Origin of the sequence: Pseudoalteromonas sp. SG43-6 (assembly GCF_014164365.1) — a bacterium.
Classification (GTDB): Bacteria; Pseudomonadota; Gammaproteobacteria; order Enterobacterales; family Alteromonadaceae; genus Pseudoalteromonas; species Pseudoalteromonas rhizosphaerae.
In genome coordinates, this window is record NZ_JACJEZ010000046.1 from 1 (window position 1) to 25,243 (window position 25,243).

The 25,243-nt window shown below is 37.5% G+C and carries 19 protein-coding genes and 1 pseudogene; 10 read left to right on the top strand and 10 right to left on the bottom strand.

Going from position 1 to position 25,243, the window contains the following annotated elements; genetic code table 11:
• Window positions 1-219: 219 nt before the first annotated feature.
• A complete protein-coding gene (locus H5201_RS17270; protein WP_149982743.1) occupies window positions 220-807 on the bottom strand; it encodes a hypothetical protein in 588 nt (195 codons plus the stop codon).
• Between the two features lie 307 nt (window positions 808-1,114).
• Here H5201_RS17270 and H5201_RS17275 point away from each other — a divergent pair, with 307 nt between their 5' ends.
• Window positions 1,115-3,292 (top strand): response regulator, encoded by a 2,178-nt coding sequence (locus H5201_RS17275; protein WP_182740542.1) that lies wholly within the window; start codon window positions 1,115-1,117, stop codon window positions 3,290-3,292.
• A 72-nt stretch (window positions 3,293-3,364) separates the two neighbouring features.
• On the opposite strand, the gene H5201_RS17280 is transcribed toward H5201_RS17275, so the two are convergent.
• The 3 genes from H5201_RS17280 to H5201_RS17290 are packed head-to-tail and all read right to left on the bottom strand — an operon-like array spanning window position 3,365 to window position 5,951.
• Complete coding sequence (locus tag H5201_RS17280) at window positions 3,365-3,484, bottom strand: DUF2474 domain-containing protein (protein ID WP_149982745.1); 120 nt, start codon at window positions 3,482-3,484, stop codon at window positions 3,365-3,367.
• Window positions 3,485-3,531: 47 nt separating this feature from the next.
• The gene (cydB, locus tag H5201_RS17285; RefSeq protein WP_182719049.1) at window positions 3,532-4,539 is read right to left on the bottom strand and encodes a cytochrome d ubiquinol oxidase subunit II; all 1,008 of its coding nucleotides are present in this window, start codon (window positions 4,537-4,539) and stop codon (window positions 3,532-3,534) included.
• 11 nt (window positions 4,540-4,550) lie between these two features.
• A complete protein-coding gene (locus H5201_RS17290) occupies window positions 4,551-5,951 on the bottom strand; it encodes a cytochrome ubiquinol oxidase subunit I (RefSeq protein WP_182719046.1) in 1,401 nt (466 codons plus the stop codon).
• Window positions 5,952-6,083: 132 nt separating this feature from the next.
• Here H5201_RS17290 and H5201_RS17295 point away from each other — a divergent pair, with 132 nt between their 5' ends.
• Together H5201_RS17295 and H5201_RS17300 are read left to right on the top strand one after the other, a co-directional pair.
• The gene (locus H5201_RS17295; protein ID WP_182768152.1) at window positions 6,084-7,493 is read left to right on the top strand and encodes a PLP-dependent aminotransferase family protein; all 1,410 of its coding nucleotides are present in this window, start codon (window positions 6,084-6,086) and stop codon (window positions 7,491-7,493) included.
• 147 nt (window positions 7,494-7,640) lie between these two features.
• The gene (locus H5201_RS17300; RefSeq protein ID WP_149982748.1) at window positions 7,641-7,949 is read left to right on the top strand and encodes a hypothetical protein; all 309 of its coding nucleotides are present in this window, start codon (window positions 7,641-7,643) and stop codon (window positions 7,947-7,949) included.
• 133 nt (window positions 7,950-8,082) lie between these two features.
• On the opposite strand, the gene H5201_RS17305 is transcribed toward H5201_RS17300, so the two are convergent.
• Window positions 8,083-8,685: an ACP phosphodiesterase gene (locus tag H5201_RS17305; RefSeq protein ID WP_182719044.1), complete on the bottom strand. Its 603-nt coding sequence runs from the start codon at window positions 8,683-8,685 to the stop codon at window positions 8,083-8,085.
• 39 nt (window positions 8,686-8,724) lie between these two features.
• Window positions 8,725-8,817: pseudogene (locus tag H5201_RS17310) on the bottom strand (winged helix-turn-helix transcriptional regulator); the annotation flags it as partial.
• Between the two features lie 361 nt (window positions 8,818-9,178).
• Between H5201_RS17310 and H5201_RS17315 the strand changes: the two are divergent.
• Window positions 9,179-10,789: a phosphoethanolamine transferase gene (locus tag H5201_RS17315; protein WP_149982750.1), complete on the top strand. Its 1,611-nt coding sequence runs from the start codon at window positions 9,179-9,181 to the stop codon at window positions 10,787-10,789.
• Window positions 10,790-10,912: 123 nt separating this feature from the next.
• On the opposite strand, the gene H5201_RS17320 is transcribed toward H5201_RS17315, so the two are convergent.
• A complete protein-coding gene (locus H5201_RS17320; protein ID WP_259399714.1) occupies window positions 10,913-12,052 on the bottom strand; it encodes an AraC family transcriptional regulator in 1,140 nt (379 codons plus the stop codon).
• Window positions 12,053-12,277: 225 nt separating this feature from the next.
• On the opposite strand from H5201_RS17320, the gene H5201_RS17325 reads away from it, so the two are divergent.
• A complete protein-coding gene (locus H5201_RS17325) occupies window positions 12,278-13,087 on the top strand; it encodes a DUF2306 domain-containing protein (protein WP_182719041.1) in 810 nt (269 codons plus the stop codon).
• Between the two features lie 49 nt (window positions 13,088-13,136).
• On the opposite strand, the gene H5201_RS17330 is transcribed toward H5201_RS17325, so the two are convergent.
• Both H5201_RS17330 and H5201_RS17335 read right to left on the bottom strand, forming a co-directional pair.
• Window positions 13,137-14,168: a metal-dependent hydrolase gene (locus tag H5201_RS17330; RefSeq protein ID WP_182761941.1), complete on the bottom strand. Its 1,032-nt coding sequence runs from the start codon at window positions 14,166-14,168 to the stop codon at window positions 13,137-13,139.
• A 307-nt stretch (window positions 14,169-14,475) separates the two neighbouring features.
• A complete protein-coding gene (locus H5201_RS17335) occupies window positions 14,476-15,840 on the bottom strand; it encodes a cellulase family glycosylhydrolase (protein ID WP_182719039.1) in 1,365 nt (454 codons plus the stop codon).
• Window positions 15,841-16,313: 473 nt separating this feature from the next.
• On the opposite strand from H5201_RS17335, the gene H5201_RS17340 reads away from it, so the two are divergent.
• From H5201_RS17340 to H5201_RS17355, 4 genes are all read left to right on the top strand, one after another.
• Window positions 16,314-18,035: a DUF885 family protein gene (locus H5201_RS17340; protein ID WP_182761939.1), complete on the top strand. Its 1,722-nt coding sequence runs from the start codon at window positions 16,314-16,316 to the stop codon at window positions 18,033-18,035.
• A gap of 386 nt (window positions 18,036-18,421) precedes the next feature.
• Window positions 18,422-18,802 carry a hypothetical protein gene (locus tag H5201_RS17345; RefSeq protein ID WP_182761937.1) on the top strand — a complete coding sequence of 127 codons (381 nt, stop codon included), beginning with the start codon at window positions 18,422-18,424 and terminating at the stop codon, window positions 18,800-18,802.
• 172 nt (window positions 18,803-18,974) lie between these two features.
• Window positions 18,975-20,549, top strand: coding sequence for a DUF6892 domain-containing protein (locus H5201_RS17350; protein WP_182785125.1), 1,575 nt, complete (start codon window positions 18,975-18,977; stop codon window positions 20,547-20,549).
• Between the two features lie 21 nt (window positions 20,550-20,570).
• Complete coding sequence (locus tag H5201_RS17355) at window positions 20,571-21,698, top strand: hypothetical protein (RefSeq protein WP_182740550.1); 1,128 nt, start codon at window positions 20,571-20,573, stop codon at window positions 21,696-21,698.
• Window positions 21,699-22,085: 387 nt separating this feature from the next.
• Here the strand turns inward: H5201_RS17355 and H5201_RS17360 are convergent, their stop codons facing one another.
• Window positions 22,086-24,194, bottom strand: a complete 2,109-nt coding sequence (locus tag H5201_RS17360; protein ID WP_182740551.1) for a TonB-dependent siderophore receptor — start codon at window positions 24,192-24,194, stop codon at window positions 22,086-22,088.
• 240 nt (window positions 24,195-24,434) lie between these two features.
• Here H5201_RS17360 and H5201_RS17365 point away from each other — a divergent pair, with 240 nt between their 5' ends.
• Window positions 24,435-24,791: an ankyrin repeat domain-containing protein gene (locus H5201_RS17365; RefSeq protein WP_182719031.1), complete on the top strand. Its 357-nt coding sequence runs from the start codon at window positions 24,435-24,437 to the stop codon at window positions 24,789-24,791.
• The last annotated feature ends 452 nt before the right edge of the window (window positions 24,792-25,243 follow it).

Sequence of the window (25,243 nt, forward strand, 5' to 3'; positions counted from 1 at the left end):
GATAAATACAGTGATAACAAGGCGTAAATTTTGACATGTAGTTGTTCTACTTGAAAAAATTATAACGCAGTTAGCGCTTTATTTAGCTCGCTAGAATGGTTAAATATTTAAGTCGATTGGTATTAATTAAGTTGCTAAGTTTAACCTAACAGCAACAAATACAAAAAAGGCTTAGAAGTGATTCTAAGCCTTATTATTAGGGACTAAGTTTTAATTATATTATTGATTATTGATTTCTATTTGCCCAATAGCAACAGAGCCGTGCTGCCATGTAGTGCGGCATTTCAAACTAAGAACAGCATCACTTTCAAAATTATTATCAAGAGCTGTTACATACGATACAAACTGCTTTGAGCTATTTGCAGTGTCAGCAATATCAATCCAGTCAAAACCCTTTCCTGTAGCATACTTAAACCACTTCTCTTGCCCGCCATCACTTACTTTACGAACACGTGAAATTAAGCAGCCGCCGTTTGAGCTATTTAAACCTTCAGTAATGCCATGAACTTTAAGCTCAAAATTACCAATCGTGTCATTTAAAGGAATGCTACAGTTGAAATAACGCTCAGAGCGTGAAAATTGAGGATCAAAAGTAAAGTAGCCATTTTCTGTAGTACCAGTTTTTTCTAGAGTTACTTCTTTTAGTGCAGCTAGATCACCTATTGAAGCAGCTAGATTATTAACGGCTTGTGACTTATAAACTGTATCTTCAGAGCAATGAGAGGCACCATCAAATACAGCAGCTTGTGTAAGTGACGATATAGACGCTAAAGCAGTCGCTAAAGCAATATTCTTAATTTTTAACATATTCATATCCTTATATTTTTGTCCCTAATAAGATGGATAATATCACGCAATATAAAATAAACAACTCACATTGAATGTTTTATATTCGAGTTATTTATTCTAGTAAAACAACAAGGCTTTAATTGCACTCAATAGGTTTTATTTCGAGTCACTGAATAGATTAATTCTACAGCTAAAAGAGCTAGGCCTATAAAGCTCTATTGAAGAAATGCACAGATATTACCTTTTTCATGCGATTTTAATCTGAAAGTTGCTATTACCCTGAAATTAATCCTATATTTAGTGGACATAAATATTGAGCAATGCAATGAAAACAGCGCAAATCCCAGCAGACGAAGAGTCTAGACTAAAAGCCTTGTATGAGTATGAAATATTAGATACCAAAGCCGAACAAGTATTTGATGATTTAACTCAACTTGCTTCTGAAATTTGTGAAACGCCTATTTCACTCATTAGCTTAGTAGATCCGCAAAGACAGTGGTTTAAGTCAAAGTACGGTATTGATGTTGATGAAACTGAGAGAGAGATTGCATTTTGCTCCCATGCAATACTGCAAGACCACATTTTTGAAATACCGAACGCATTACTCGATGAGCGCTTTCATGATAACCCGCTAGTTGTTAATAATCCAAACATACGATTTTATGCAGGCGCCCCGTTAGTAACCCCAAAAGGAAATACTATAGGCACACTCTGTGTTATTAGCGATAAGCCCAAAAAGCTAAATCAAAACCAAATTAACGCTCTGACGATACTAGGTCGAGAAGTTATCACTCAACTTGAACTTAGATTAAACAACAGAAGATTAACATCAGCTCTAGAACAACAAAAAATACATAATGAAGAACTTGAAGTACTAAAAAAAGAAGCTGATAGTGCCAACACCTTAAAGGGCCAATTTCTAGCAAATATGACCCATGAACTTAGAACACCACTACACGGTATTTTAAATTTAGCTGAATTTGGCCTAGCTGAAGAAACGAGTTTAGAAAAAGATAACGCTTTGAAAAGTATTTTAAACTCAGCCAATATACTCTCAAGTATTGTGAATGACATTCTAGATTTTTCAAAAATTGAAGCTGGCAAACTAGATATCGAAAATATCAATTTTAATCTTAAAGAGGTTGTTAACGATCTCTTCAAGCCTCTCATTAAACAAGCATCAGCTAAAGGCATTAAACTTACTTTATATATTGATGAGAAGGTGGCAGCAACTTTAAAAGGTGATCCTGTAAGGATCTCACAAATTCTAAATAACTTGTGTTCAAACGCGATTAAATTTACAAACCAAGGGCAAGTAAATCTCAAAGTCAGCGTTCAAAGTAGTTCGTTAATTGAACAGGATATTTTATTTGAAATTATTGATACAGGTATTGGTATCAGCGAAGCAGCACAACAAAACTTATTTCAAGATTTTCATCAAGCAGATGCATCTATATCAAGATGTTATGGGGGCACAGGGCTTGGCTTATCAATCTGTGCCAAGTTAAGTCAACTAATGAAAGGTAAAATCGGCTTTACAAGTAAAGAAGGCGAAGGCTCTATATTTACGTATCAACAGAGCTTTGAAACACATCTATTGTATGATTCATTAAAACAAAAGAAAGAAATAACTAATTTACAAGGGTGCACCATTCTAATCGCCGAAGATAATAAAATAAATCAACTCATCGTAAGTAAAATGCTACAAGCGCATAACGCCAATGTAGTAATCACAGAAAACGGTAAAGAGTGTGTTGATTACTTTAATACAAACCCTGTAGATTTGATTTTTATGGATATCCAAATGCCAGTAATGGATGGAGTACAAGCCACAAAAGCAATTCGGGCACAACAAGGAGATAAAACAACCCCAATTATAGCCTTGACAGCTAACACCTTGAAACAAAACATTGAACATTATTTAGACATTGGTATGGATGGTTATTTAGCTAAACCATTTGATAAAGATAAATTAAATAGCTTACTTAATATTTACAACCCTAATAACCTCAATCTAAAAAAGCTAGCGGTTAAAATTAGTGATCCTAATATTTCAAGCAAATATAAACTAAATCAGACATGCCAAGAGTTAAAAAAGCTAATTCCAAATGCAAATAGAGTTAGCCTTTGGTTACTAAACCACGAATATACTGCGATAAATTGTTTAATATGCCTTGATGAAAATGAGGTAGTAACAAATGACATGGTTTTAAAAGCTCAGGATTTTCCTGCATACTTTAATTATATTTTAGGTAACCAAGTACTTGATGCATCGGATGCAAGGAACAACGAAGTAACAAAGGACTTAAATAAATCCTATTTTGAACCATTCAATGTGTATTCCTTACTTGATTATATCTATTTTATAGATGACAAACCGTTAGGCGTAATTTGTTGTGAAAGTGTTGACTCAAAAGTGTCATGGGACTATGCAGACAAAGAAGCACTGATAAAGATAGCGGATGTAACAACTCTTTTTTTATCCAAGCAACTCAAGTCTTAATAAAAGTAATGAGAATATAAAAAAGGGGACTATTATTTGATAAAATAGTCCCCTGTAATTTAACTAACGTTATTACTTCATTCCTGCAAGAGTCATCAAAAAGCGGATCAAAAGAGACACTAAAAATAATGAAGCAACACTCAAGACCCAAATGATAATTAACCATTTAAATTGATGAAGATGCTTTTTCATATACCCTCCACAAAGCCTTCGCTAAATAGTGCAATAGCATTGAATAACTAATGATACCCCTCGGTATCAACAACTTTGCCACGAAATACATAATAAGACCAAAACGTATAAGCCAATATAAACGGCACGATGATAACAACACCAACCAAGGTGAATTTTAAACTTGATTCAGGCGCTGCAGCTTCATAAATAGACACACTTGGTGGAATAATGTTTGGCCAAAGGCTAATACATAAGCCTAAATATCCCATAAACAACATACACAGCGCATAAATAAATGGCCGATAGTGTTTACTTGAGTTTACTGAGCCCAGTAATAATAAAACAAAAATACCAGTAATAATTGGCAAAGGAGCAAGATATACAATATTTGACCAATTAAACCACATTGCTTTTACATCAGCGTTGATCAGTGGTGTATAAATGCTGATACCTAACATGCACAAGGCTAATAAAATAGTTAATGGCTTAATAAGTTTACGCATTTGTTTATACAAATTATGCTCTGTTTTAACCACTAACCAAGTGGCACCTAATAAGCCATAAGCAAACAGTAAACTACACCCTGTAAATAAGCTAAATGGTGTTAACCAGTCTAAAGATCCACCAGCAAACTCACCATTTTCAACAGGAAAACCAATAATAACAGCGCCCATTGCTACACCTTGAGCAAAGGTTGCCATAAACGAGCCTACAAAAAATAACTTATCCCATAATGGACGGTGAGACTCAGTCGCTTTAAAGCGAAATTCAAACGCAACACCTCGTAATATTAAGCCAAATAACATCACTAAAATAGGCCCATATAAGGCTGATAATATGACTGAGTAAGCCATAGGAAACGCAGCTAACAAGCCTGCCCCGCCAAGCACTAACCACGTTTCATTACCATCCCAAACTGGGGCAACGGAGTTAACCATGATATCTCTTTCATATTTATTTTTAACCAGCGGAAAAAGTAGGCCAATCCCTAAGTCAAAACCATCTAAAAACACATACATCATTAAACCAAAGCCAATAATGAGTGCCCAGATACTCGGTAAATCAAAATCCATCATGTAATCTCCTAAAGCTCAACACCATCGGCCGCTGATAGCGGACGAGCCGGACGTTTGTTTAAGTCATCTTTATTATCGTTGTCATACACTTGTTCAGGGCCCTTTTTGATAAGTGCTAACATATAACGCACACCGACCCCAAACACACAGACATATAAAACAACAAAAGTAAGTAATGAATAACTCATTGCCGTCATCGAATGAGCAGAGCTTGCATCAACCGTTCTTTGTAACCCATATACAACCCAAGGTTGTCGTCCCGCCTCTGTGACAAACCAGCCAGTTAGCATCGCAATCAATCCGGCGGGGCCCATTGCAACACAAAACCTTAAGAACCATTTTTTCTCGTATAATCGGCCTTTTTTACGTAACACTAACCCTGTTATGCCTAATAAAATCATCAATAACCCTAAGGCGACCATAATTCTAAAACTAAAAAATACAATAGGTACATAAGGGCGATCTTCAGGAGGTACAGATGTTAATGGTGCAATGGTGCCATCAAGACTATGCGTTAAAATTAAGCTAGCAAGATGAGGTATTTCTATAGCGTAATCATTGCGCTCTTCTTCCATATTTGGCCAACCGAATAAAACTAAGGGGACACCTTCGCCAGGTTCTGATTCATGCCAATGCCCTTCCATTGCTGCCACTTTCATTGGTTGATGCTCAAGTGTATTTAGGCCATGTTCGTCTCCTACAAAAGCTTGCAATGGTGCGATAATTAACAACATCCACATTGCCATCGACAACATTTTTTTTGCCGCTTGAGTGTGCGAGCCTTTTAATAAATGCCATGCACCAGATCCGCCTACCAACAAGGCTGTCGCTAAAAAAGCGGCTAAGCCCATATGGACTAAACGATAAGGAAATGAAGGATTAAATATTATCTCAAACCAGTCAACCGGAACCGCTCGGCCATCAATAATTTCATAGCCTTGAGGTGTTTGCATCCAGCTGTTAGAAGCCAAAATCCAAGTCATTGAAATCAACGTACCGATTGCCACTAAACAGGTGGATGTAAAGTGAAGCTTTTCGCCAACTTTATTCCAACCAAAAAGCATAACGCCAAGAAAGCCAGCTTCTAAAAAAAACGCAGTCATCACCTCATAACTGAGTAATGGCCCCGTAATAGCTCCAGCAAAATTAGAAAACTGACTCCAGTTAGTACCAAACTGATAAGCCATTACGATGCCGGATACCACTCCCATAGCAAAATTTACCGCAAACACTTTCATCCAAAAACGACAAAGCGTCATGTATATCGGTTTTCGGGTGTATAACCAAAGCCCTTCAAGTACCGCAAGGTAACTTGCCAAGCCAATTGTTATTGCAGGAAAAATAATATGAAAAGAGACTGTAAATGCAAACTGTATACGAGCTAAATCAATAGCAGTAAAATCTATCATAACGCCAACCTACTCCTAGTTAATTACAGAGCAAACATTAAACTTATCACCTATGGTATATATCTTTTTTTTACAGTACAGGCACAGAAAAATAATTTACAATGAGTACAGATTGTCACTACGAGCGAGAGCATGAAACAGTTCAAATATACAGAGCTTGAGGCTATCTTAAAAAAGAAAATTGACGCTAACAGCTTTACTCCAACAGGCAAGTTGCCCTCAGTGAGAGAGCTTTGCAAACTACAAGGCCTTTCAAAAGCAACCGTATTACATTCGTTACATCGCTTGGAATCACAAGGACTTATTTATGCAAAACCTAAATCAGGTTACTTTGTAACGCAAATAAAGCCGCCTAAACGAGTGCTACCAAAACAAATCAAAACATCATCTACTCCACGCAATGTGTCAGTACCTGCGATTTTAAAAGACATTATGACGCGCAGTGCTGCCTTTGATATTTTACCAAGTGCTGGCGCGCAGGGAGATGCTACTCACTTAACCGTTCTTAATCGACATTTAAACAAAGCATTTCGTTCTTCTCAAAGTCAAAAAGCATTTTACTATAATAATTCTGATGGTGATTTGCGTTTGAAGCACGCAATAATTAACCACTATGGCGGTTTAAACCAAAAACCTGATGAGCTTTGCATTACCAATGGGTGTCAGCACAGTTTATTTATTTCTCTTATGGCCACGTGTTCGCCAGGCGACACTGTCGCTGTTGAATCGCCAACTTTTTACGGGGTATTGCAAATATTAGAACAACTTAACCTAAAAATAATAGAGGTAGCATGCGATCCCGAGCACGGCGTAAGCATTGACGATCTGACAAAAAAAATAGCCAAGTGGCCCATAAAAGCATGTGTCGTCTCACCTAATTACTCAACGCCAACAGGTGCATGTATGCCTCATAGAGCAAGAGAAGAGCTACTTAAATTGGCAGTGAAAAGTGATTTTTGTATTATCGAAGACGACATTTACGGCGATCTGGCTTTTCCTCCTTTTGTTAGTGAGTCTTTAAAAAGTCTCGACACCCAAGGACAAGTAATTTTGTGTAGTTCATTCTCAAAAAGCTTATCAAGAGATTTACGTATCGGATGGGTTTTTGGAGGAAAGTGGCATGATAAAATCACTCAACTTAAACTCGTTACGCAACTTTCTTCATGTGGGTCGATTCAACAAGGATTAGCCACTTTTATAGAAGATGGTCACTATCGTCGCTACCTAAATAAGCACGTATATGCAATTAAACAACAACAAGCAGAGCTGATTAATTTTTTACAAACCCATTGGCCTGAGGATATACGCTTTACACAAGCTAATGGCGGCATATCTATGTGGGTCGAGTTAGATGAGTCAATAGATACCCAAAAAAGTTACAATGAAATACTACAACAAGGTATCGTCATGACCCCGGGCTCACTTTTCTCAGCATCAGGGCAATATAAAAACTTTTTACGATTGAGTTATATTCACCCCCTCACTAAAGCAAGGGAAGTTGCGATCAAAAAACTATTCAGCACCCTCTTGGTAAAAAAATAACACGCTTTATGCCTACGATAAGCCGCTTTAACATCAAATAATAAGGTGGTTTCGGCTAAAACGACTATCAAAGTTGTTGCCAGTCGACAAGCTCGGTTATAATCCGCTCATCTGGCTATATCTTTGGCCTCTAACTGGATTAAAACGATGAAAAAACTCTCTGCGGTGCAAATAAAACAACAAGCACTGGTACTTAAAGTTGCTGATGCAATTGAAGAGCAAGGCCGTAATGAACTCACTGGCATGCTGCAATGCTGGTTTGACGTGGAATATCACTTATTTCCAGGCTCTTTACTAATGTGTTTTCAGTTTGAGAATCAGCAGGCGTTAACAGCGGCAGAGCCTGACTTATTAAAGTGGCAAAAACGTTTAAGTGGTGCAATGCTTAAAAAAGGCGTTATTTTAAAAGACATGCGCAAGCATTTAGTTTTCACCCTAAAGGGGCCTGATGATTAAGTCAGATAGTAGCCATCAATCAAGCCGTTTTTAGTATGATGCGAGCTTTTTGTTGGTCAGAATTTATTCCATCAAAAGCTAATTATCAATATTGCATCATTTTAGGCTAGAACCTGACTTACATTTAAAAAGTTTACACACTAGCATCTTGAGCTCCTTCAAGACCTCGTTGCTTAACATGTTTAATCAATTCAGGGAAAAACGCTAAAAACATAGCATCTAATTCAGTGTAGTGTCGGGCTATATCAGCAGCAGCGCCAGAAAACGTATTAGTAAAGCGAATGCGCTTGGCAATATTATCAAGTGCAACCCCGACCCCTTCGACGGTTTCGTATTCTTTAAACCAATCATTCTGCGTCATATGTTTTACAACACTTTGCATTCTTGGCGGCATAACGGGTGTACGCTTACCCAAAAGCCTATAACTGATTTGCTTAAAGTCACTTAGCGGTTGATCGTTAAACCGTTGCCAATGCTGAATTAAAAAATGATCGAACACCACATCAATAGCGACACCCGCAAAGCGTTTACGCTGAGGCGAAAAATACTGTTTAGCTTCTTTCACTAAAGGGTGAGTATCTGTAAACTTGTCGACTAGATAGTGGTTATCTAGTGCATTTTTTACCGTGATTGGCAATTGCTTTACATGCCTATTGCCGCCAAAATCACCAAGCAAGTTGCCAAAGTGCGAGTCTGCTGTAGGCTGCGCTAAATAAAGATGAGCTAAGTAGTTCAAAGTAATATCTCTTTATATTTCATTACATTAAGAGCTTTCACTCACTTCTCCTAACAGGCGAGTTAAATCATTAAAGCGAACAAGCCCACCTTTTAGATGATAAATACTCGAGCCTTTCCACTTGCCGCCCATTAACTCTCCTAAAAATGTAACTAGGTTACTAAAAGTATACTAATTGATATTACCTTACAGGTAACTAATATATACCACATATTAACAAGCATTTTTAAGGAAAATACAATCAACACTGAACGCACAAATGCACGACAGCCGAATGCTAGTGTACTGATCTTGCAGGTGTAAAAAAATAAAGATCTTTTTCATAAATATCTTTATTTACTGAGAGTGAGCACATCATAAAGAAGCAATAAAAGGCATCAGACCAAAGAGGTATAAAACCTAATAGTTAAAATTCATACATTATTTCAAATACTCATGCCTTTGCATGTGATTTTTATTACAATGCCTGCAAACCTGAATAGTGGAACTGCACGTGCAACAATTTAAACATACCCTCTTAACGCTTTTGGCCCTATGGGCATTCGCACTGATGCCGGATGTCATTTATGGCTTGTTTAATCATAACTACTTGGCCGGTTATAACTTCAAAAGCATTATCATTACCTTACTGTTAATGGTCTTCATGCTGTTAAGCCGCACCCCTAAACTTAACAATATTGTTTTACTGATAATGGCTCTAATGCAGGCCTCTGAACTGATGTACTTCCAATACTTTGGCGGCTTTTACAGTGCTTTTGATATGGTGCTAATGATGGGTGAAATGCATGATGCACTAATTGGCTTTGCTGATGGTTTGAAATTTATGCTACCAGCGTTCTTTTTATCCATGGCATTTTATGGCTTAGCGTATTTCACCTATAACAAATACCATAAAACCAGTTTTACCGTACCTTATATCTCGGTGTTGTTTGTATTATTGCTCACGTTACCCTTTTTACAGTCTTTAGGTTCTAAGAGCTCTCAAAAATACCAGCCTAATATTGCGCACTCAGCTATGAAAAATGGCTTATACAGTGTGTCATTCTTTAGCGCTCGCCAGTTAAAAATGATTCTGGGATTACGTAAAGAAATGCCTAGCTATCAACCTTATCAATTGAGCAAAGGCGAACCTGCGGATGCAAATATTGTAATTTTAATGGGTGAAAGCCTGAGTTATTACAATATGGGTTTATATGGTTATCAAAGAGATACAACGCCAGATTTAATGCCGTATAAACAAGACCCTAATTTCTTTTATTTGCCTGCGATCTCAAGCGCTGTTTCAACACGAGTATCTCTTAGCTTATTTTTTAACACCGTATATGAGCCTAATAATGCAGTCCATATAAGTAAAATGGACACTGCTTTGTTTCGGTTAGCTAAGCGTCAAGGGTTTGAAACCCATTACATTACTACACAAAAAAATGCAGGAGGTTTAACCTATGCATTTTCACTTGGGGATATTGATACCTGGAAAGAAGATAAGCATCTAGATCAGTTCGATGGAGATTATGATGATCGTTTATTGCTCGAACTTAATTCCATGAATCTGGATTACAATAAGCCCCAATTTATTACGTTACATATGCGCAGCGCTCATGCACCTTATGTAGCTAATTACCCTAAAACTCAAGAAGTGTATCCTGTTGATGAGCAACCCTATGAAAAGTACATGCTGAATAGCTACGATAACTCAGTACTTTACACACAAAAGGTGATAGCTAACATTTATGAATTCTTTAAAGATTCAGGTAAACCAACATATATATTCTTCACGCCAGATCATGGTGAACTGACAGGGCAAGATGGTCGTTTTGGACATAACGCTGTCGATATGGATATCGCCCGGGTACCATTTATGTTTTACGGTGTTGATATTCCAAAAAATGAAATAACTCGAATTAAAAAAGAATTAGGTTGTATGCCTAACCATTATTTAATTAGTCTGCAAGTGGCTAAAGTATTGGGTTATGACATTAAAAACCCGAATGAAGAGCAAGGTAAGTATTACTTGAACGGCACCGATGTATTTGGCGAGGCAGGCTTTATGCAGTACGATTTAAAGCAAATACAAGATAAAACTTGTCCAGAATTTTCAAAGTAGCTCCTCAGTATTCAGCCGCTCTATGAGCGGCTTTTATGTTTATAGCACCTTATACTTTCAATTTAGTGTGGTTGATTCACATCTAATATTCTTGATTAACTATAAAAACAAACCTACAACTCACTAATCAACAAGTTCCCTACCCCTTATATTAGGATGATTGCTGCTTTGTTTTCGGTATTCATTAGGAATTTCACCCACAATACTTTTAAACACCCGGTTAAAAGTCGCTAAAGAAGAAAAGCCGCTTTCAAGCGCGATGCTTAAAATGCTCCAACCTTTAGCATCCTCACTTGCCAATAAAACTTGCGCATATTTAACACGATATTGATTAATAAACAGATTAAAGTTGGCTACTTTGTAGTGATAGCGAATAGCTCGGCTGATTTTATATTCAGGTACTTGTAATACTTGAGCAAAATCTGAAATTTTAAGATTTGTTTGCAAGAATAGCTGTTGCTTATTGATAAGTTGATCAATGCCATCGATTAATTCAGGGGCAACATCGATTTGTTCATGTTTATTGGTGTTTTCAGTTATCTCAATGTCATTAAAAATACTAACTGTATCGCCCTCATTTTTAATACCTTGGCTATTTTTATCTCTCGCTTGAAGAAACATTAATGTTTGCATCGCAAGCACAATTAGTAGTGCAGATGAGGTAATAATAATGGGATTATATAGCTCAATTTCAGTCTTACTAAACATTAGCTTAGGTAATACACTTGCATTAAACACAGCTAAAAACCAAGCGCTGGCAAAGAGCACTGATTGCATTTTTTGCGACACTGTTTTTTCACTGTAGCCTCTTATTGCCTCCCAAAAAGAGAGCACAAGTATGCTTGATGAAAGCAATATGGTTACTTCATTCACCCCTTGCTTTAAGCGCCACATTATATCACTGGTAGGTAATGGCTGAGGATCAAAACTCACTAAGTAATGCCATGTTTGGTTAAACATTATCAAGCCTGCAATAGTTGCAGCAAAAACGATATGCCTGCGAGAAATTGGCTTTTTTTCACGAAATAACGCTCTAGCAATCAACCATGAAACATTACATGTAGCGCAAGTAAATAGCCCTATTAGGTATTGATACCCTCCGACACTTGACGCACTGAGTTTTTGCGCCCCAACCATACAGAGCGAGCCACAAAATAGTGCAAACAAATAGTGAACTAGCTGCTTATCTTTTTTCAGTGCATTAAATAACATCAACCCCATGCACACAAAGACGAGAAGGTAATAAGGAGAATTATTTTGCATAACAGGTCGCTCTTAAAATGACGTTGTATAAACAACGTTGCTTTAACTTGGATAATACAAAGTAACTCTAGCGATGGCAAAAAGACTTTGTTAGTGAATGTGTCAGTAACTAATTAACTAACCGTAAAAATTATCCATATATCGTTGCTCAAGTTTCGAATTTGAGAAGTATTCGCCCTGAAAGTCTTTATATTTGGCTATTGAAACGATTTAATGGAAAAGTACATGTTAATGCAAAAAATGAAAACAACCCCAAATAGGCTGCTCGAAAACAGTAAAAAAATATGGTTTATTTGCTTACTAATGGCACAAGGTTGCTTTGTAATTTACCTTATTTTGGGGTATGCCCTGACTAGCGTTACTACAGGTTTATCTGGCTGGGTCCGCCTTAACAATACCGCCTATGTTGCGAGCGACCCCATCGGTAATTTAATCTATGCCACGCATGTGCTACTTGCCGTAGTAATGATAATCGGCGGGAGTTTGCAATTAATCCCCGCAATAAGAGCAAAATATACTAAGTTTCATCGCTATAACGGGCGCGTATTCGTACTGTTAGCTTGTACCATTTCAATCGCAGGAATGTACCTTATGATTGTTAGAGGCACAGTAGGCAACCTGCTAATGCATAGCCTGACAATGTTTAGTGGTGGTATGGTTATTTTATCGAGCATATTTGCAGTGCTGGCTGCTAGAGGGCGTAATATAAATTCACATCAAATATGGGCAATTCGTTTATACCTTGCAGCAAACGGCGTGCTATTTTTTAGGTTAATGATTTTTGCCTGGTTTTTAACGTTTGGCTCACTCGGGATTGATACTACAACGTTCACAGGCCCAACCGTGTTAGCTGTTAGCGTATGTTCTTATGTGATGCCATTGCTCATTGCTGAACTGGTTAGGTATGCGGGGAAAACATCTAATAAAATGATAACAATCGCCACCGCAGCTTTAATGATGTTGATATCCATTGTATTTTTAGTGGGCTTATTTGGTGTAGTGTTAGCAAATTGGTACCCAGCGATAGTTGGCTAATAGCCACATAATTATTAACAAAATAGAAGGCCTAACCCAGCAATCTATTTCAGGGAGATGTGGGCTCTTTTACGGTAGTTGCTAAATCGATATTTGGGTCAGTAATACGCGCAAAAATAAGCCCGAGCTTATCAAGTGGAAATCGGTTGCTGAGTTGTTGATAAGAACCTGGGATCAACTGCTGATCTTTTTGCTGTGCAACCACAAATGAGAATACATAATAACCTTCAAGGCCCATTCTTAAATCACTCATAATGACTTGCTCATCTTGTTGATACACCCCATAAAGGCCTTTAGTAAATGCTTGCAGTAGCTTGATCTGCCTTGCATCATCAAGCTTTGCTAGTAGCGTATTTTCGCTAGGGTAAAATTGCATATCAACGTTGTCTGCGTCATCAAACACAGAGGCATAAATCTCATAATGCCCAAACTCGGTAACGGCCACAGCCCGCCACAACAAGGTATTAAATGGCGTTGGTGTACTTTCAAAGTGCTTAAATATGATATTTTGGGTATTTAGTGCCTGATGAATTTTATCTTCGATATGCCATTTAGCCGCCAACCCCCAAGCTAAATAAAGCGAACTGACGATTAACGCAGCAGTATTTATACGCTGTGCGTAAGGCCACATCCGCGCCAAGCAAAGCGCTATACAAGAGAGTAACAATGGCAAAGTATACGCAGGATCAATAATAAATATGCTCGATATACCAAAGGGGTAAGTCGTCAGTGGCCACAGCAATTGTGTTCCATAAACGGTAAAACTATCAAGCAATGAGTGAGTACTTAAAATTAAAAATAGAGCGACAGACCAGCGCCTCAGCGATACACCTTTGGCCCAGTTCATTTTAAGTAAAAGCCATGCAAACAAGGGGCTTACTAACAGCTGTATAAGCAAAGAATGACTAAAACTGCGGTGATAGACAAAGTTTTCGACATTACCACCAAAATTAATGAGCACATCTAAATCAGGTAACGTGCCAAACGCCGCCCCAACTAATAACGACTTACGGCCCAGCTTATTACCTAATACTGTATAAGCAACTGCACTACCAAGCACAACCTGTGTGAGTGAATCCAATGAAAGCCTCTTTTCAAAATCAATTAAAGCATAGACTTATATTGTACTGTTGTAGGTCTTGTGTCGATCTCAATGAGTGATTAGTTTTCTGGAGAAGCTATAAGTTATGTGGATCCGCAAAAGAAAAATCCACCCCAGCTTATCAGCTAAATTTTTAAAACCGCCAATCCAATTACGATTGTATTTTAGTAAAGAGTCAAGCCTGACGTCATGAATTCGAAGATTGTCTATAATCCTATTTCTATAAAAATCAATAAAATAGGTAAAGCGACTGCGCTCTACCTATTTATTTAAAAACAAGTATGACTTAGCTGCAACTTTTAACAAATGTCCATGAACTATCACTACCAGGCAGGCTATTTGTATACCAGTTCGCCTTATAAACATTGCCCTGATACTGAATTTGGTCGCCAGCTTCGTTATGTGTGTAAGGGCCTGCAGGATAATGCTTTCTAACCCAATTTGGATACGTTTTTACCTCAGTACAACTTGTTCCTGTTGTAACAGCACAACCCGAGGAGTCGACATCAGTACCTTCTGGTGTATTGGGGCATTGATCTTGTACGTCAATTACGCCATCGCCATCTGAGTCTGTAGCCGCACACCCAATAGAATCTACGGGTGTATTCGGCAGTGTGTTAGGGCATTGATCTTGTGAATCAATTACACCATCTTCATCTGAGTCAAGCGGTGCATTATTCATATCCCAATTTAGTAGAATATCTTTTATCTTCTGCCCCGATGCACTTAGTGAATCCCAGCTACCACCAGGAAGAAAGGTTGATGCACCTTCATCTTTGTCATTTAAGGCCCAATTAGCGTGGCTAATAGTATTTGATTTAAGAAAAGCCATCCACGCGTCAGTTTCGTTGCTATTTACACCACCATTACCATCAGCATTGACTGCGCCCCATTCAGTTGCAAATAAAGCAATCCCATTATTTAAAGCCGTCTGCGCCTTATTTCTAAGTGACTCACCATGCGTACCTGCATAAAAATGTAAGGTATAAGCAATATTGTAGCGATCTATCGGGTCTTGTGAGGCAATATCAACATCTTGTGACCAAGTAGGCGTACCAACAATAATTAAATTATCAGGATCTATAGCTCTGATCTTATCAATAACGGTGTTGGCGTAAGGTTTTATATCGTTAGCCCACGATATCTGTAGTGGCTCGTTATAAATTTCATAAATAACGTTGTCGTAGTCGCCATATTTAGTGGCTGCTCGTTCAAAAAACCGGATCGCCATATCAGTGTCGGTATGCGCTTCGTGACTATGAAAATCAATAATGACATACATATCTTCTGCGATTGCTGCATCAACAACTGTATCAAGACGAGTAATATTACCGTCCCAATCGTCATTCAAACTGCCTGAGGTATTTTGTCCGTGACCGATCGCAGCACGAATGATATTAGCGCCAAATTCCTGTTTCGCATTGGCAACCGTTTGCGCGGTATAAAACTTTTCGCCGCCCCAACCTGTATTACTCCAAAATAAGCTTGAACCAGCAAAGCTCTTTGCCTCATCACCAGCTAATATTTGATTACCACTGACGGTTAACTTTTCAACCGCTGCATAACTTGTAGTGGAACAAGCGAGCAATAATGCCAGTGAAAGGCGCTTGGCTTTATATAGTGTTTTTTTAGGTGTACTTCCAATCGTCATAAAATCGTCCTTAAATTAGGTTACCCATCAGATGTAAACTGATACATCAATAATGTCATTAGCAAAAAACTAACAACACAAAGGTAGTACACTGCAATTATAATACAATAATAAAGAATGATTTACTTTATAAAATAATACTAGCGTAAAAGTAACTAAAAATGACCACTCATAGGCTGTCATCTTCAGGGTGGGGGATAAATTCAATAAAAAGCGTGAACGATATACACTTTAGTTGTCGCTAAATACCTTAACCGAAAGCGTTCCATTAATGTTTTAAATATCAATGAGTTGCTCTGTTTACAACATACTTGCCAATTTTCTCTGTATTGCTGTTCAAGGTCAGCGCATTCATATCGTTAATTTGATACGCTTAACCTATAAAACAATAAATTTTATATAGCTTGGTACGCACTCAAAAAATCACTGCCTACCCTTTATAAAAAACTAACTCGCTAATTATGAGAAACAACATGTATAAAACAAATCTCTTGGCTCTTTCTTTAACTATGGTGTCATTGCCAAGTCTGGCTGATGACAATACCGATTTAAAAAATATTATTGACCAACACTGGCAACATGCAAAAAGCGAAAAAGTATTTTTTCGCACCGACCCCGATGGATGGAAACCCAATGGAAATCTGGCTCGCTGGAGTGAGCAAGCCATAAGTAAGCGCCAAACTTATAACGACCAAGTGCTGCACAAATTAGCTGCCATTAACCCAAAATCACTCAATAAAGAACAACTGATGAATTATCGGCTTTTTAAATACGAGCGCGAAACAGAGCAACAAAGTTACCAGTCACTTGATAAGTACTTTCCTATTAACTTTTTAAGCGGCTGGCATACATATTTTGCCGAGGCCCCTGCTAATATGGCGTTTTTAACTACCACCGATTACGACAATTTTTTGGTTAGTTTGAGCGACTACCCACGCTTTAACCAAGAAAACATCAACCTCATGAAAGAAGGCATACAACAAGGCTACACACACTATTGCGAGAGCTTTAAAAATTATCATAAAAGCATCAGTAAACATATCGAAAAAGAGCCACAAAACATTGCCTTGTATGAACCGTTTACACGTATGCCCAACACCTTTAGCCAACAACAAAAAGCAGCCTATCAAGAAAAAGCGAAAGCCCTAATTAGCAATAAAGTGGTTCCTGCTTATCAGCATTTTTATGATTTTTTTGTTGATGATTACATGCCAAATTGCAGAACAGATCCCGGTATTTCAAGCGTTAAAGGCGGGCTTGAATATTATAAGTATGCAGTAAGTTATTACACCACCACACAAGCTACGCCAGAAGAAATTCATGAGCTTGGTCTACAAGAAGTGGCGCGTATTAAAGCTGAAATGCAGGCTATTATTGATTCACTAAACTTTAAGGGTTCGTATGCTGATTTTCTGCAGTTTCTAGCAACTGCTCCACAGTTTTATGCAAAAGACAAACAAGATTTATTAGAAAAAGCGGCTTTCATTACGCAAAAAATGTATGGCAAATTACCGACCTATTTTGGTCATTTACCACGTAATACGTTTACTATTAAAGACTCTGCCAGTCGCGGCGCTTTTTATATGCCACCAGCAGATAACCGCTCTGCCGGCACTTACTTTTTAGCTTCAACCCCTTCGTTGCAACCTTTATATAATTTAGAAGCCTTGAGCCTACACGAAGCGATTCCAGGACATCACTTACAAAATGCAATTGCAATGGAACTGGATGTACCACCATTTCGGCGTACCTTAAGCCATTCAGCATTTGGTGAAGGTTGGGGTCTTTACGCAGAGCGTTTAGGTAAAGAAGCCGGCTTTTATCAAGATCCATACAGTGATTTTGGCCGATTAGGATATGAAATGTGGCGCGCAGTTAGGCTGGTTGTTGATACCGGTATTCACGCATTCGGCTGGAGTCGAGAGCGCGCAATTAACTACCTGAGCGAACATACTGCATTGCCACAAAGTGCCGTAGAAGATCAAATAGATCGTTATATCTCTTGGCCCGCACAAGCGCTTTCTTACAAAATGGGCGAGCTAAAAATACGTGAACTACGTGCAAAAGCTGAAAAAGAACTTGGCGCTGATTTTGACATTCGCAGCTTTCACGACACAGTTATAGGCCAAGGATCGCTGCCAATTGCAGTACTTGAAGAAGTAATAAATGACTGGATAACGCAACAGCAAAAATAACACCCATTACATTAAATTAATAAGCTATTGCTGAACTGATATTAGTTAAACAATAGCTTATTATAGTCTGCAAGTGTGCTTGTTACCTCCCCCATGCACAGTTCTAATTTATGCATCCATATAGTTGTATATGGGTTTAGTAAGTTATTGCTTTTATAAAGTTAATCAAAAACATAACACGGCCTGTATGTAAGCCGCCTATTTATGGCATTACGGTTTAAAATCATCCACCCGATTACAATTGTATTTACTTAATTCAGTAAAGAGTCAGCCCAATTTTGCTATCACTGTCGCTGCATTTTAGGTGCTGCATGAGTCATGAAACGCCTTGCTTAACCTTCCTATTAAATGCCATCTTTAATTGCAACCAAGGCCTCCGACGCATTATGACAACGATTTTTTTAAGTAAATCACAACAAGTCGCTCTGCAACAAGCACTTATCAGTAGTAAGCTGCTAAATAGTGATACTGCAAATAGTGATAACCCACCATCTCTTGAGCAACAAGCGTATAGTCATATCGCCGTCACGCTTTACCGCTTTAATTTACAAAAAATAAAATGGCCCTCTTTTTTAAAAACAGCAATAACCACGGCAACCGACAAATGCCCATGGTTAGTCAACGAACTTGTCAGATGCCAACAAGACTTCCAAGCCCAACCTAATGACGCTGTAATGAGTGAACAAAGTGCATTTATTAATGGTATTTTTAGCGAAGAACTCGCTTATATTGACTACTTAATAGGTACGGAGGTGCAGGCTGAATAAAGTTTCTATATCAATACAGAAAAATACATATTTTAATTTCTATATTGCCACCTATTACTAAAATAACTAACAATTACTTTTACTCCCGAGATAAGTTATGATTATTTAATATCTAAACTATTTTTCTGTGAAATTAAAAACAGCCTTTTTATTTTTATTAATGAGTATCTATATGTCATTTTTTAAAACGTTTATTCCTGCCTTGGATGAACTGGATTTAAATACACAAAAATTAAACAAGTCATTAAAAGATAAGATAAACCGTCAATGGAAAGACGTCTTTGATCAAACAACGCTTTTACAACTTTATTCATCACTAATTAAAGAATTAAGATTATTTCGTGAAGGTCAAAGCCAACCTGCGAAATTATATTATTTTTTACAGCTATTTAGTTCATCAGATTATAAAGTTATTTTTGACAAAAAATCTCATCATGCTTTGCTAATGCACACAGAGTTATTAGAGAGTGAGATAGAGCAGCTGTTACTTGAGACCAACACTCAACTGATCCAAAACCCAACGCCTGCAGAGCAAGGTGATTTAAGGGAAATGGTGAGTGATTTAATTTCTTTATATTTTTGTCATCCTTCTTATCACAGTGAAGGATATGACGACTTAAAGCGTATTGGTGGCAACTTAGCATTTAAGTTTTTACGCACTTATCCTTACCAAGATACCAGTAACCTTCTAATCAGTTTATTACCATCAGCTTCAGACCCATTAGAGCAATATACACAATTAATTAATGACATTGTATGTAGCAAACAAAACGATGAAAATCGTGATTTACTACTCTATATTTTAGTTAGCGAAATGATTGGTTTTTATACCGAAAAAAGCGACTTTTTCTATAAAAAATCAAAAGAGGTCTTAAAGTTACTTTCAACTCATATTTCACATTGGAGTGATGACCAAATTGATTACTTTATAACTCAAGGCGTCTTGAATGGCTATAGCATATATCCAACTCCAAAAACTAAGATTGCCGAAATAAAGGGTTATATAAAAAAATTAAATGAAGGTAACTACAAGGCTCAGGTTATCAAAAAACGAGTTAAAGAATATAACCAAGAAATAGCAAATATTGAAAATGACCCTATTGCCTTTATAAATGCGGGCTATAACAAGGCTGCTAAAATTTTAATGGTGAAAAATAATACCATTACATTTTTAGAGAATCTTTCAAAACTTACTCCAGACAGTAAAACAAAAGTACATCTTGATCAACTTATCGCACAGACTTTAGCCCTTAAAAACACACCCAAAGTATTTCCTATTAATAAAACGCCTAAGATCAAATTTAGCGACCTGCATTTTAAGTTACTTGTTATCGAAGAGCTGATGTATAAAAAAAATTTATTAACCCCTAAGTTTGACCTTACCCAGTTTATAGCCCAATACCACCTGCGAGAAATTGATAAAGAGCAAGAAGGGTATGAAGTTATACCTGAGGCACTGGCTTATTTTAAAGGGCTTGATATCTCTGAGGAATTGTTAGCGAAAGTCACTTCGTTGACACAAGATTGCGGTGTCGATGGCGGCGCAGATGTTTATGCTCAGATATGGCCTTTTTGGGATCCAGGCTGTGGAGATGAGGTGTTAAAGGTAAGCAATAAAGCATCAAAAGACTTGCCACTGCTGCCTAACTTACAACAAGTCATCGGTTTAGAGCACAGTAATCCATCAAAAAAATTAATTAGCAGCTTTAAAGAACGCCAGATCCAATTAACTGAACAGGATGTTTAATTTTAATCTCTAGGAGTAATAATGTTTAATTCAGCAGAAGAAATTCACCAGCATATTGGCCAATCAATGTTCGACGCATTACCCGAACAGTGGGATAAAGCTTATTGTGATATCGGCCTGAGTCGAGAAAATACCTGTGGTTTTATGGCAGGGACTTACTATACAGGCGGTGAAGAAAAATTTTATAGTGTAGATATAATCGATGGAGTGTTGAAATATTCTCAGTGTGATGAAGCATTTTATGCACTTTATAAAATGATGAAAAAAGACGAATCAGATATACCTTGGAACAAAGCTCGTTTTGAATTAGAAAGTGATGGTAGTTACGACGTTAAAACTAAGTTTGATGAAGATTATATAATCTACACTGGATTAGATGCTGATGCTGCTGAGTTTGACTCATTGAGTCGCGACTTTCATTTAGCCATAGAATCTTGGGAAGGCTTGCCAGATGATATGCCATGCCCATGGAAAAGGGGCAGTTATGATAAGAGCATATTTTTGCAAGGCAATTCAGATGATCAGCAACAAACTGAATCAGAGCAAGCAATATTATCATCTTATTGGCAACAAGCCGGTGAAATAAACGAAACATTAGAGCTGAGCTTTTTAAATCCTTATTTAGCAGATTACCCTCACTGGCATGGCAGCACGCGAGATATTGTTTTGGTTACACCACCAGAATGGGAAAATCAAATCGTTGCTACAAGTGGCTTATCAAGTCCTGAAGCAGCATTTGAGGTATATCTAGAGACCAATGAACCCATTCAAAGATTCAACAGCTCTTGGCAGATGAACCTAATTCAAACCATTGGCGGTATAATACCCAATATCGATAACTTTAAAGAGCGCCTCAAAAAACACCGTTTTCTTACATTACAATTAGACATGGATGGCGCACCTGAAGAATGGTCAGTAGATCACCCTGACGGTAATATAGGTATGTTTATTGGTTTAGATAATGCGCATATAAATCATGATCATCTTAACTTTTTACCTATAAATATAAAATTAATGCGCCCAGACGAGTTATTGTATTGTTTAGATAAAGCAGCACAAGGCAGAGAGGAAATAGCAGAACTTTATAAGCAGCAAGGCCAAGCAACACTTTCTTGTTTAGATAGAGCCAGTGTTTTACAAAATAACTAATCTGATGTAATGGTCTGCTTCCGATACGGTGTTTATGTGTAATAATTTAATTGTTACACATAAACAAAACCTGCCTTTAATCTGTTGGACTATTTATTTTTAAATAGTTTTAAATTAAAAATAACTCTGTCACTTGGAAACCTGTAGTAACCTGTATTGTCTAAATTAAGCTTAAAGTGATGATAAAATTGGCTTTTCCCAGTCAACTTGATGTTTAGAACCCTTATTCAATGAATTTATTGCTGCCGTGTTACACAAAGTATTGTTTTATGCGGTTTTGTAATATAAGTCACGCAGTTAGCTACAAGTTAGTAAAGCCCAACTGACAATACACACGAGACCATTTAGCCGCAGTAGTACTGCGGCTAAATGGTTTTTTACTATAAATTAAAAGCTATATTCTAAGCTCAGCTTATAATTTACCGGCTCACCGGGTTGAGTCCAAATTGCAGAGTAAGAGTTTGAGTAATATTCTTTATCCAGAACGTTATTCACGTTTAACTGTAAACTCACATCATCATTAACGTTATAAGTTGCAAACAGGTTCACTAGCGTATACGAAGGTAAATAATATGTAGGATCAATCGTTTCACCTAAACGTTCACCTTCATACTGAACAGCTATACCAATAGTCGCATTTAAATCGATTAAGTCATTTAAATCTCTTTTAAGGCGCACATTTGCACTATGTTTAGGGATATTCAGTAATGGGCTGCCTTTTGGCAGTTTTACCCACCAATCTGTATTAACCGTATCGTTTGCTGTTTTTGCATCGATGTAAGTATAGGCAAAATCAAATGAGGTGCGCTCTGTAATATAACCGTGCAAATCAAACTCAGCCCCTTCGCTAGTTACCTCTCCTAATGCTGTCGACACACCCGCTTGCAGATCTGTAGTTAGCATATTGCTTTTTTCGGCGCTAAATACGGTAAAGCTACCATTTAGGGTATCGGTGCTAAATTTAATACCCGCCTCAATAGAGGTTGTGGATTCCGGCTTAAATGCATCACCGTTTATGTCGTAACCGCTGTTTGGCCTAAAACCTTCAGAGTAGCTGGTGTAATATTGTATATCGTCTGAGTAGGCGTACACTAAACCAACCCGTGGACTAAATGTACTTTGGTCACTCTTAGACTGACTTTGATTGATATGGTTATCTATTTGCTGATCAAACCAATCATAACGGCCACCCACTTGCACTTTCCATTGCTCAGTGATGTCGATTTGATCTTGAATATAAACCCCGTAACTGTGCTGTACTTCAGTGCTGTTATATAAAAGTGAGCCTTCGGGTGCTGTTTGCCCATACACAGGGTTATACATATTGATTGCATAGCGCGTATCTTCAAGCGTAGGGCGGTATCTGTACCAGAGTTTATCAAAATCAAACTTGCTGGCGTCGGCACCTATTAATAAATGGTGGGTAAACCCAGCCGCTGTTACACTGCCACTAAGCTCGGTACGCGCAGAAATATTTTTAGTTTGAAAGTCACGCTCGTTATGTTGTCTACTTAAGGTTTCGCCATCAGTAAAATAAACCTGCCGCCCTGGTGCCAGTTCTGCATCGCTCGATTCGCTTATAAATTTAGAGTCGCTATAGCTAAACCCATTTAAAAGCGACCATTGCCCTATTTGGTGCTCAAAGGTAAGTTGATGAGAAATCGCATCAACCTCTGTTGGTTTATCACTTGGTTCACCTAAAAAAGTATCAATGGGTAATGCATCTACCTTTCCGTCTACGGCAACAATACCACGGTCAAACGTCACACTTTGGTCGACATATTCTAGTTCATAATTTAACTTTGTTGTGTCGGAAATTAACCATAATATTGAAGGCGTTATCACCGTTTTTTTATTTTCGTGGTAGTCTCTAAAGCTTTCACTTTCTTCAATCGCGCCGTTTACTCTAAAGGCGAGTTGTTCGGTAATTGCATTAGTGTAGTCGCCTTCACCGCGATAACTTTGCCAACTACCTGCGCTTATTTTTACAGAGCCTTGTTCTTCAAATTGTGGCTTTTTAGTAATAATGTTAATAGTACCACCAGGCTCAGAGCGGCCATAAAGTGCAGAGCCTGGGCCTTTCATCACTTCTACATAATCAATATTACTGGTATCACGGGTGCCGCTAAAACTTCGACCAGATGAAAAGCCATTAATTAAAAAGCCTGAAGGAATATTCTCATCACCTACTAAACCACGTATTGCAAAGCTTTCCCACAATCCACCAAAATCATTTTGTTCAGAAATACTCGGCGTTAAATCAAATATATCTGTGAGTGTGGTCACCCCTGCATCATCAAGGTTTTCTGCAGATATAAATTCAATACTTTGTGGTTGTTCACTTAAAGGCACATCGCCGCGAAAAGCTTGCCTAACACCCGAAACAGCTATTTTCTCAATGCTTGATGACGCCGTAGTTGCGTATACTGAAGGTGATAAAATTGCACTTATCGCAATTGAAAGCGCTGATATTTGGATTCGTTTAATTGTATTCATTCTATCTCTTAGATATAACACAGCTTAATCAATTAAGTTTACACTCAAAAAAATTTTAAATGTAACCTACTAGGCAATTAGCTGAAGATGTAGGCAATAATAGTTATCATTTAGAATTCTATACAAACAAGGCAAAAAACGCTACCCTACTTGAAATAAATATTACAAAGTTATTAAAATACAATTTAAAGAAAAACGAAAATACTAACTTCAGCCAAATTATGGAATAAAATAAATTATATGAATATTTCAGGCAAAACAGAATTAATGTTAAGTATTGAGAATTTAAACCTAGACAAAATTAAGCAGTTCATATACTCCGAATATAAAAGTCTTGCTATAGATGATGAAATGTTTAAAAAAGACAGTACCGGGCGCTCCGCTATATATTATGCTGCTCTGCGAGGAGATGAAGATATCATTTGGTTTTTATTATCACTTCTACCCGGAACCGGTATTTTTTGTAAACGTGGGCAACTATTAGAATCAAAAGATAACCAAGGATTGACCCCAGAGGAGTTTGCTCAAGTAAATGGAAACGATAAAATATATAAGTTACTTTGTTCTGAAAGAATGAGGATCGAGTTTTTCGAATAAATTTCAGACACGCGTTATCAAAATGCCTTGGGCGACTAACTCTTTGTTACTTAAATGAGTATAGGTAAGGGGTTGTAAAAAACGCAGTAGTTTTACTTAATTTTCACTTCCCCACAACATCTTAAACCAAGACGTTTTTATAATCCCAATAAAAATAAACCGCGAAATAAAATACCAAAGCAGGCTGAACAGCACACCAAAATAATTGACAACACCACGAACCGTTCATTCTTAACTCATAATAAGATTAAGTTCATAAACTGCTTGTGTAGTATTGAATTGCACACAAAAATGTAGTGTAACCAATTGAAAATATTTGTAATATATAAATTCATGGAGATGGCAACTTCAGCTCCTGCGCGGCTTACTCGCTTTCTCATCATGCTATTTCTTGCTAGTATAAAAATATTAATAACACGTTATACGCTACACTCATAATCGACAAGGAAAGA

Excerpts from the sequence above, each read along its gene's own strand:
- H5201_RS17270 (WP_149982743.1), bottom strand. The coding sequence starts at position 807 with ATGTTAAAAATTAAGAATATTGCTTTAGCGACTGCTTTAGCGTCTATA.
- H5201_RS17275 (WP_182740542.1), top strand. The coding sequence starts at position 1,115 with ATGAAAACAGCGCAAATCCCAGCAGACGAAGAGTCTAGACTAAAAGCC.
- H5201_RS17280 (WP_149982745.1), bottom strand. The coding sequence starts at position 3,484 with ATGAAAAAGCATCTTCATCAATTTAAATGGTTAATTATCATTTGGGTC.
- cydB (WP_182719049.1), bottom strand. The coding sequence starts at position 4,539 with ATGGATTTTGATTTACCGAGTATCTGGGCACTCATTATTGGCTTTGGT.
- H5201_RS17290 (WP_182719046.1), bottom strand. The coding sequence starts at position 5,951 with ATGATAGATTTTACTGCTATTGATTTAGCTCGTATACAGTTTGCATTT.
- H5201_RS17295 (WP_182768152.1), top strand. The coding sequence starts at position 6,084 with ATGAAACAGTTCAAATATACAGAGCTTGAGGCTATCTTAAAAAAGAAA.
- H5201_RS17300 (WP_149982748.1), top strand. The coding sequence starts at position 7,641 with ATGAAAAAACTCTCTGCGGTGCAAATAAAACAACAAGCACTGGTACTT.
- H5201_RS17320 (WP_259399714.1), bottom strand. The coding sequence starts at position 12,052 with ATGCAAAATAATTCTCCTTATTACCTTCTCGTCTTTGTGTGCATGGGG.
- H5201_RS17325 (WP_182719041.1), top strand. The coding sequence starts at position 12,278 with ATGTTAATGCAAAAAATGAAAACAACCCCAAATAGGCTGCTCGAAAAC.
- H5201_RS17335 (WP_182719039.1), bottom strand. The coding sequence starts at position 15,840 with ATGACGATTGGAAGTACACCTAAAAAAACACTATATAAAGCCAAGCGC.
- H5201_RS17340 (WP_182761939.1), top strand. The coding sequence starts at position 16,314 with ATGTATAAAACAAATCTCTTGGCTCTTTCTTTAACTATGGTGTCATTG.
- H5201_RS17345 (WP_182761937.1), top strand. The coding sequence starts at position 18,422 with ATGACAACGATTTTTTTAAGTAAATCACAACAAGTCGCTCTGCAACAA.
- H5201_RS17350 (WP_182785125.1), top strand. The coding sequence starts at position 18,975 with ATGTCATTTTTTAAAACGTTTATTCCTGCCTTGGATGAACTGGATTTA.
- H5201_RS17355 (WP_182740550.1), top strand. The coding sequence starts at position 20,571 with ATGTTTAATTCAGCAGAAGAAATTCACCAGCATATTGGCCAATCAATG.
- H5201_RS17360 (WP_182740551.1), bottom strand. The coding sequence starts at position 24,194 with ATGAATACAATTAAACGAATCCAAATATCAGCGCTTTCAATTGCGATA.
- H5201_RS17365 (WP_182719031.1), top strand. The coding sequence starts at position 24,435 with ATGAATATTTCAGGCAAAACAGAATTAATGTTAAGTATTGAGAATTTA.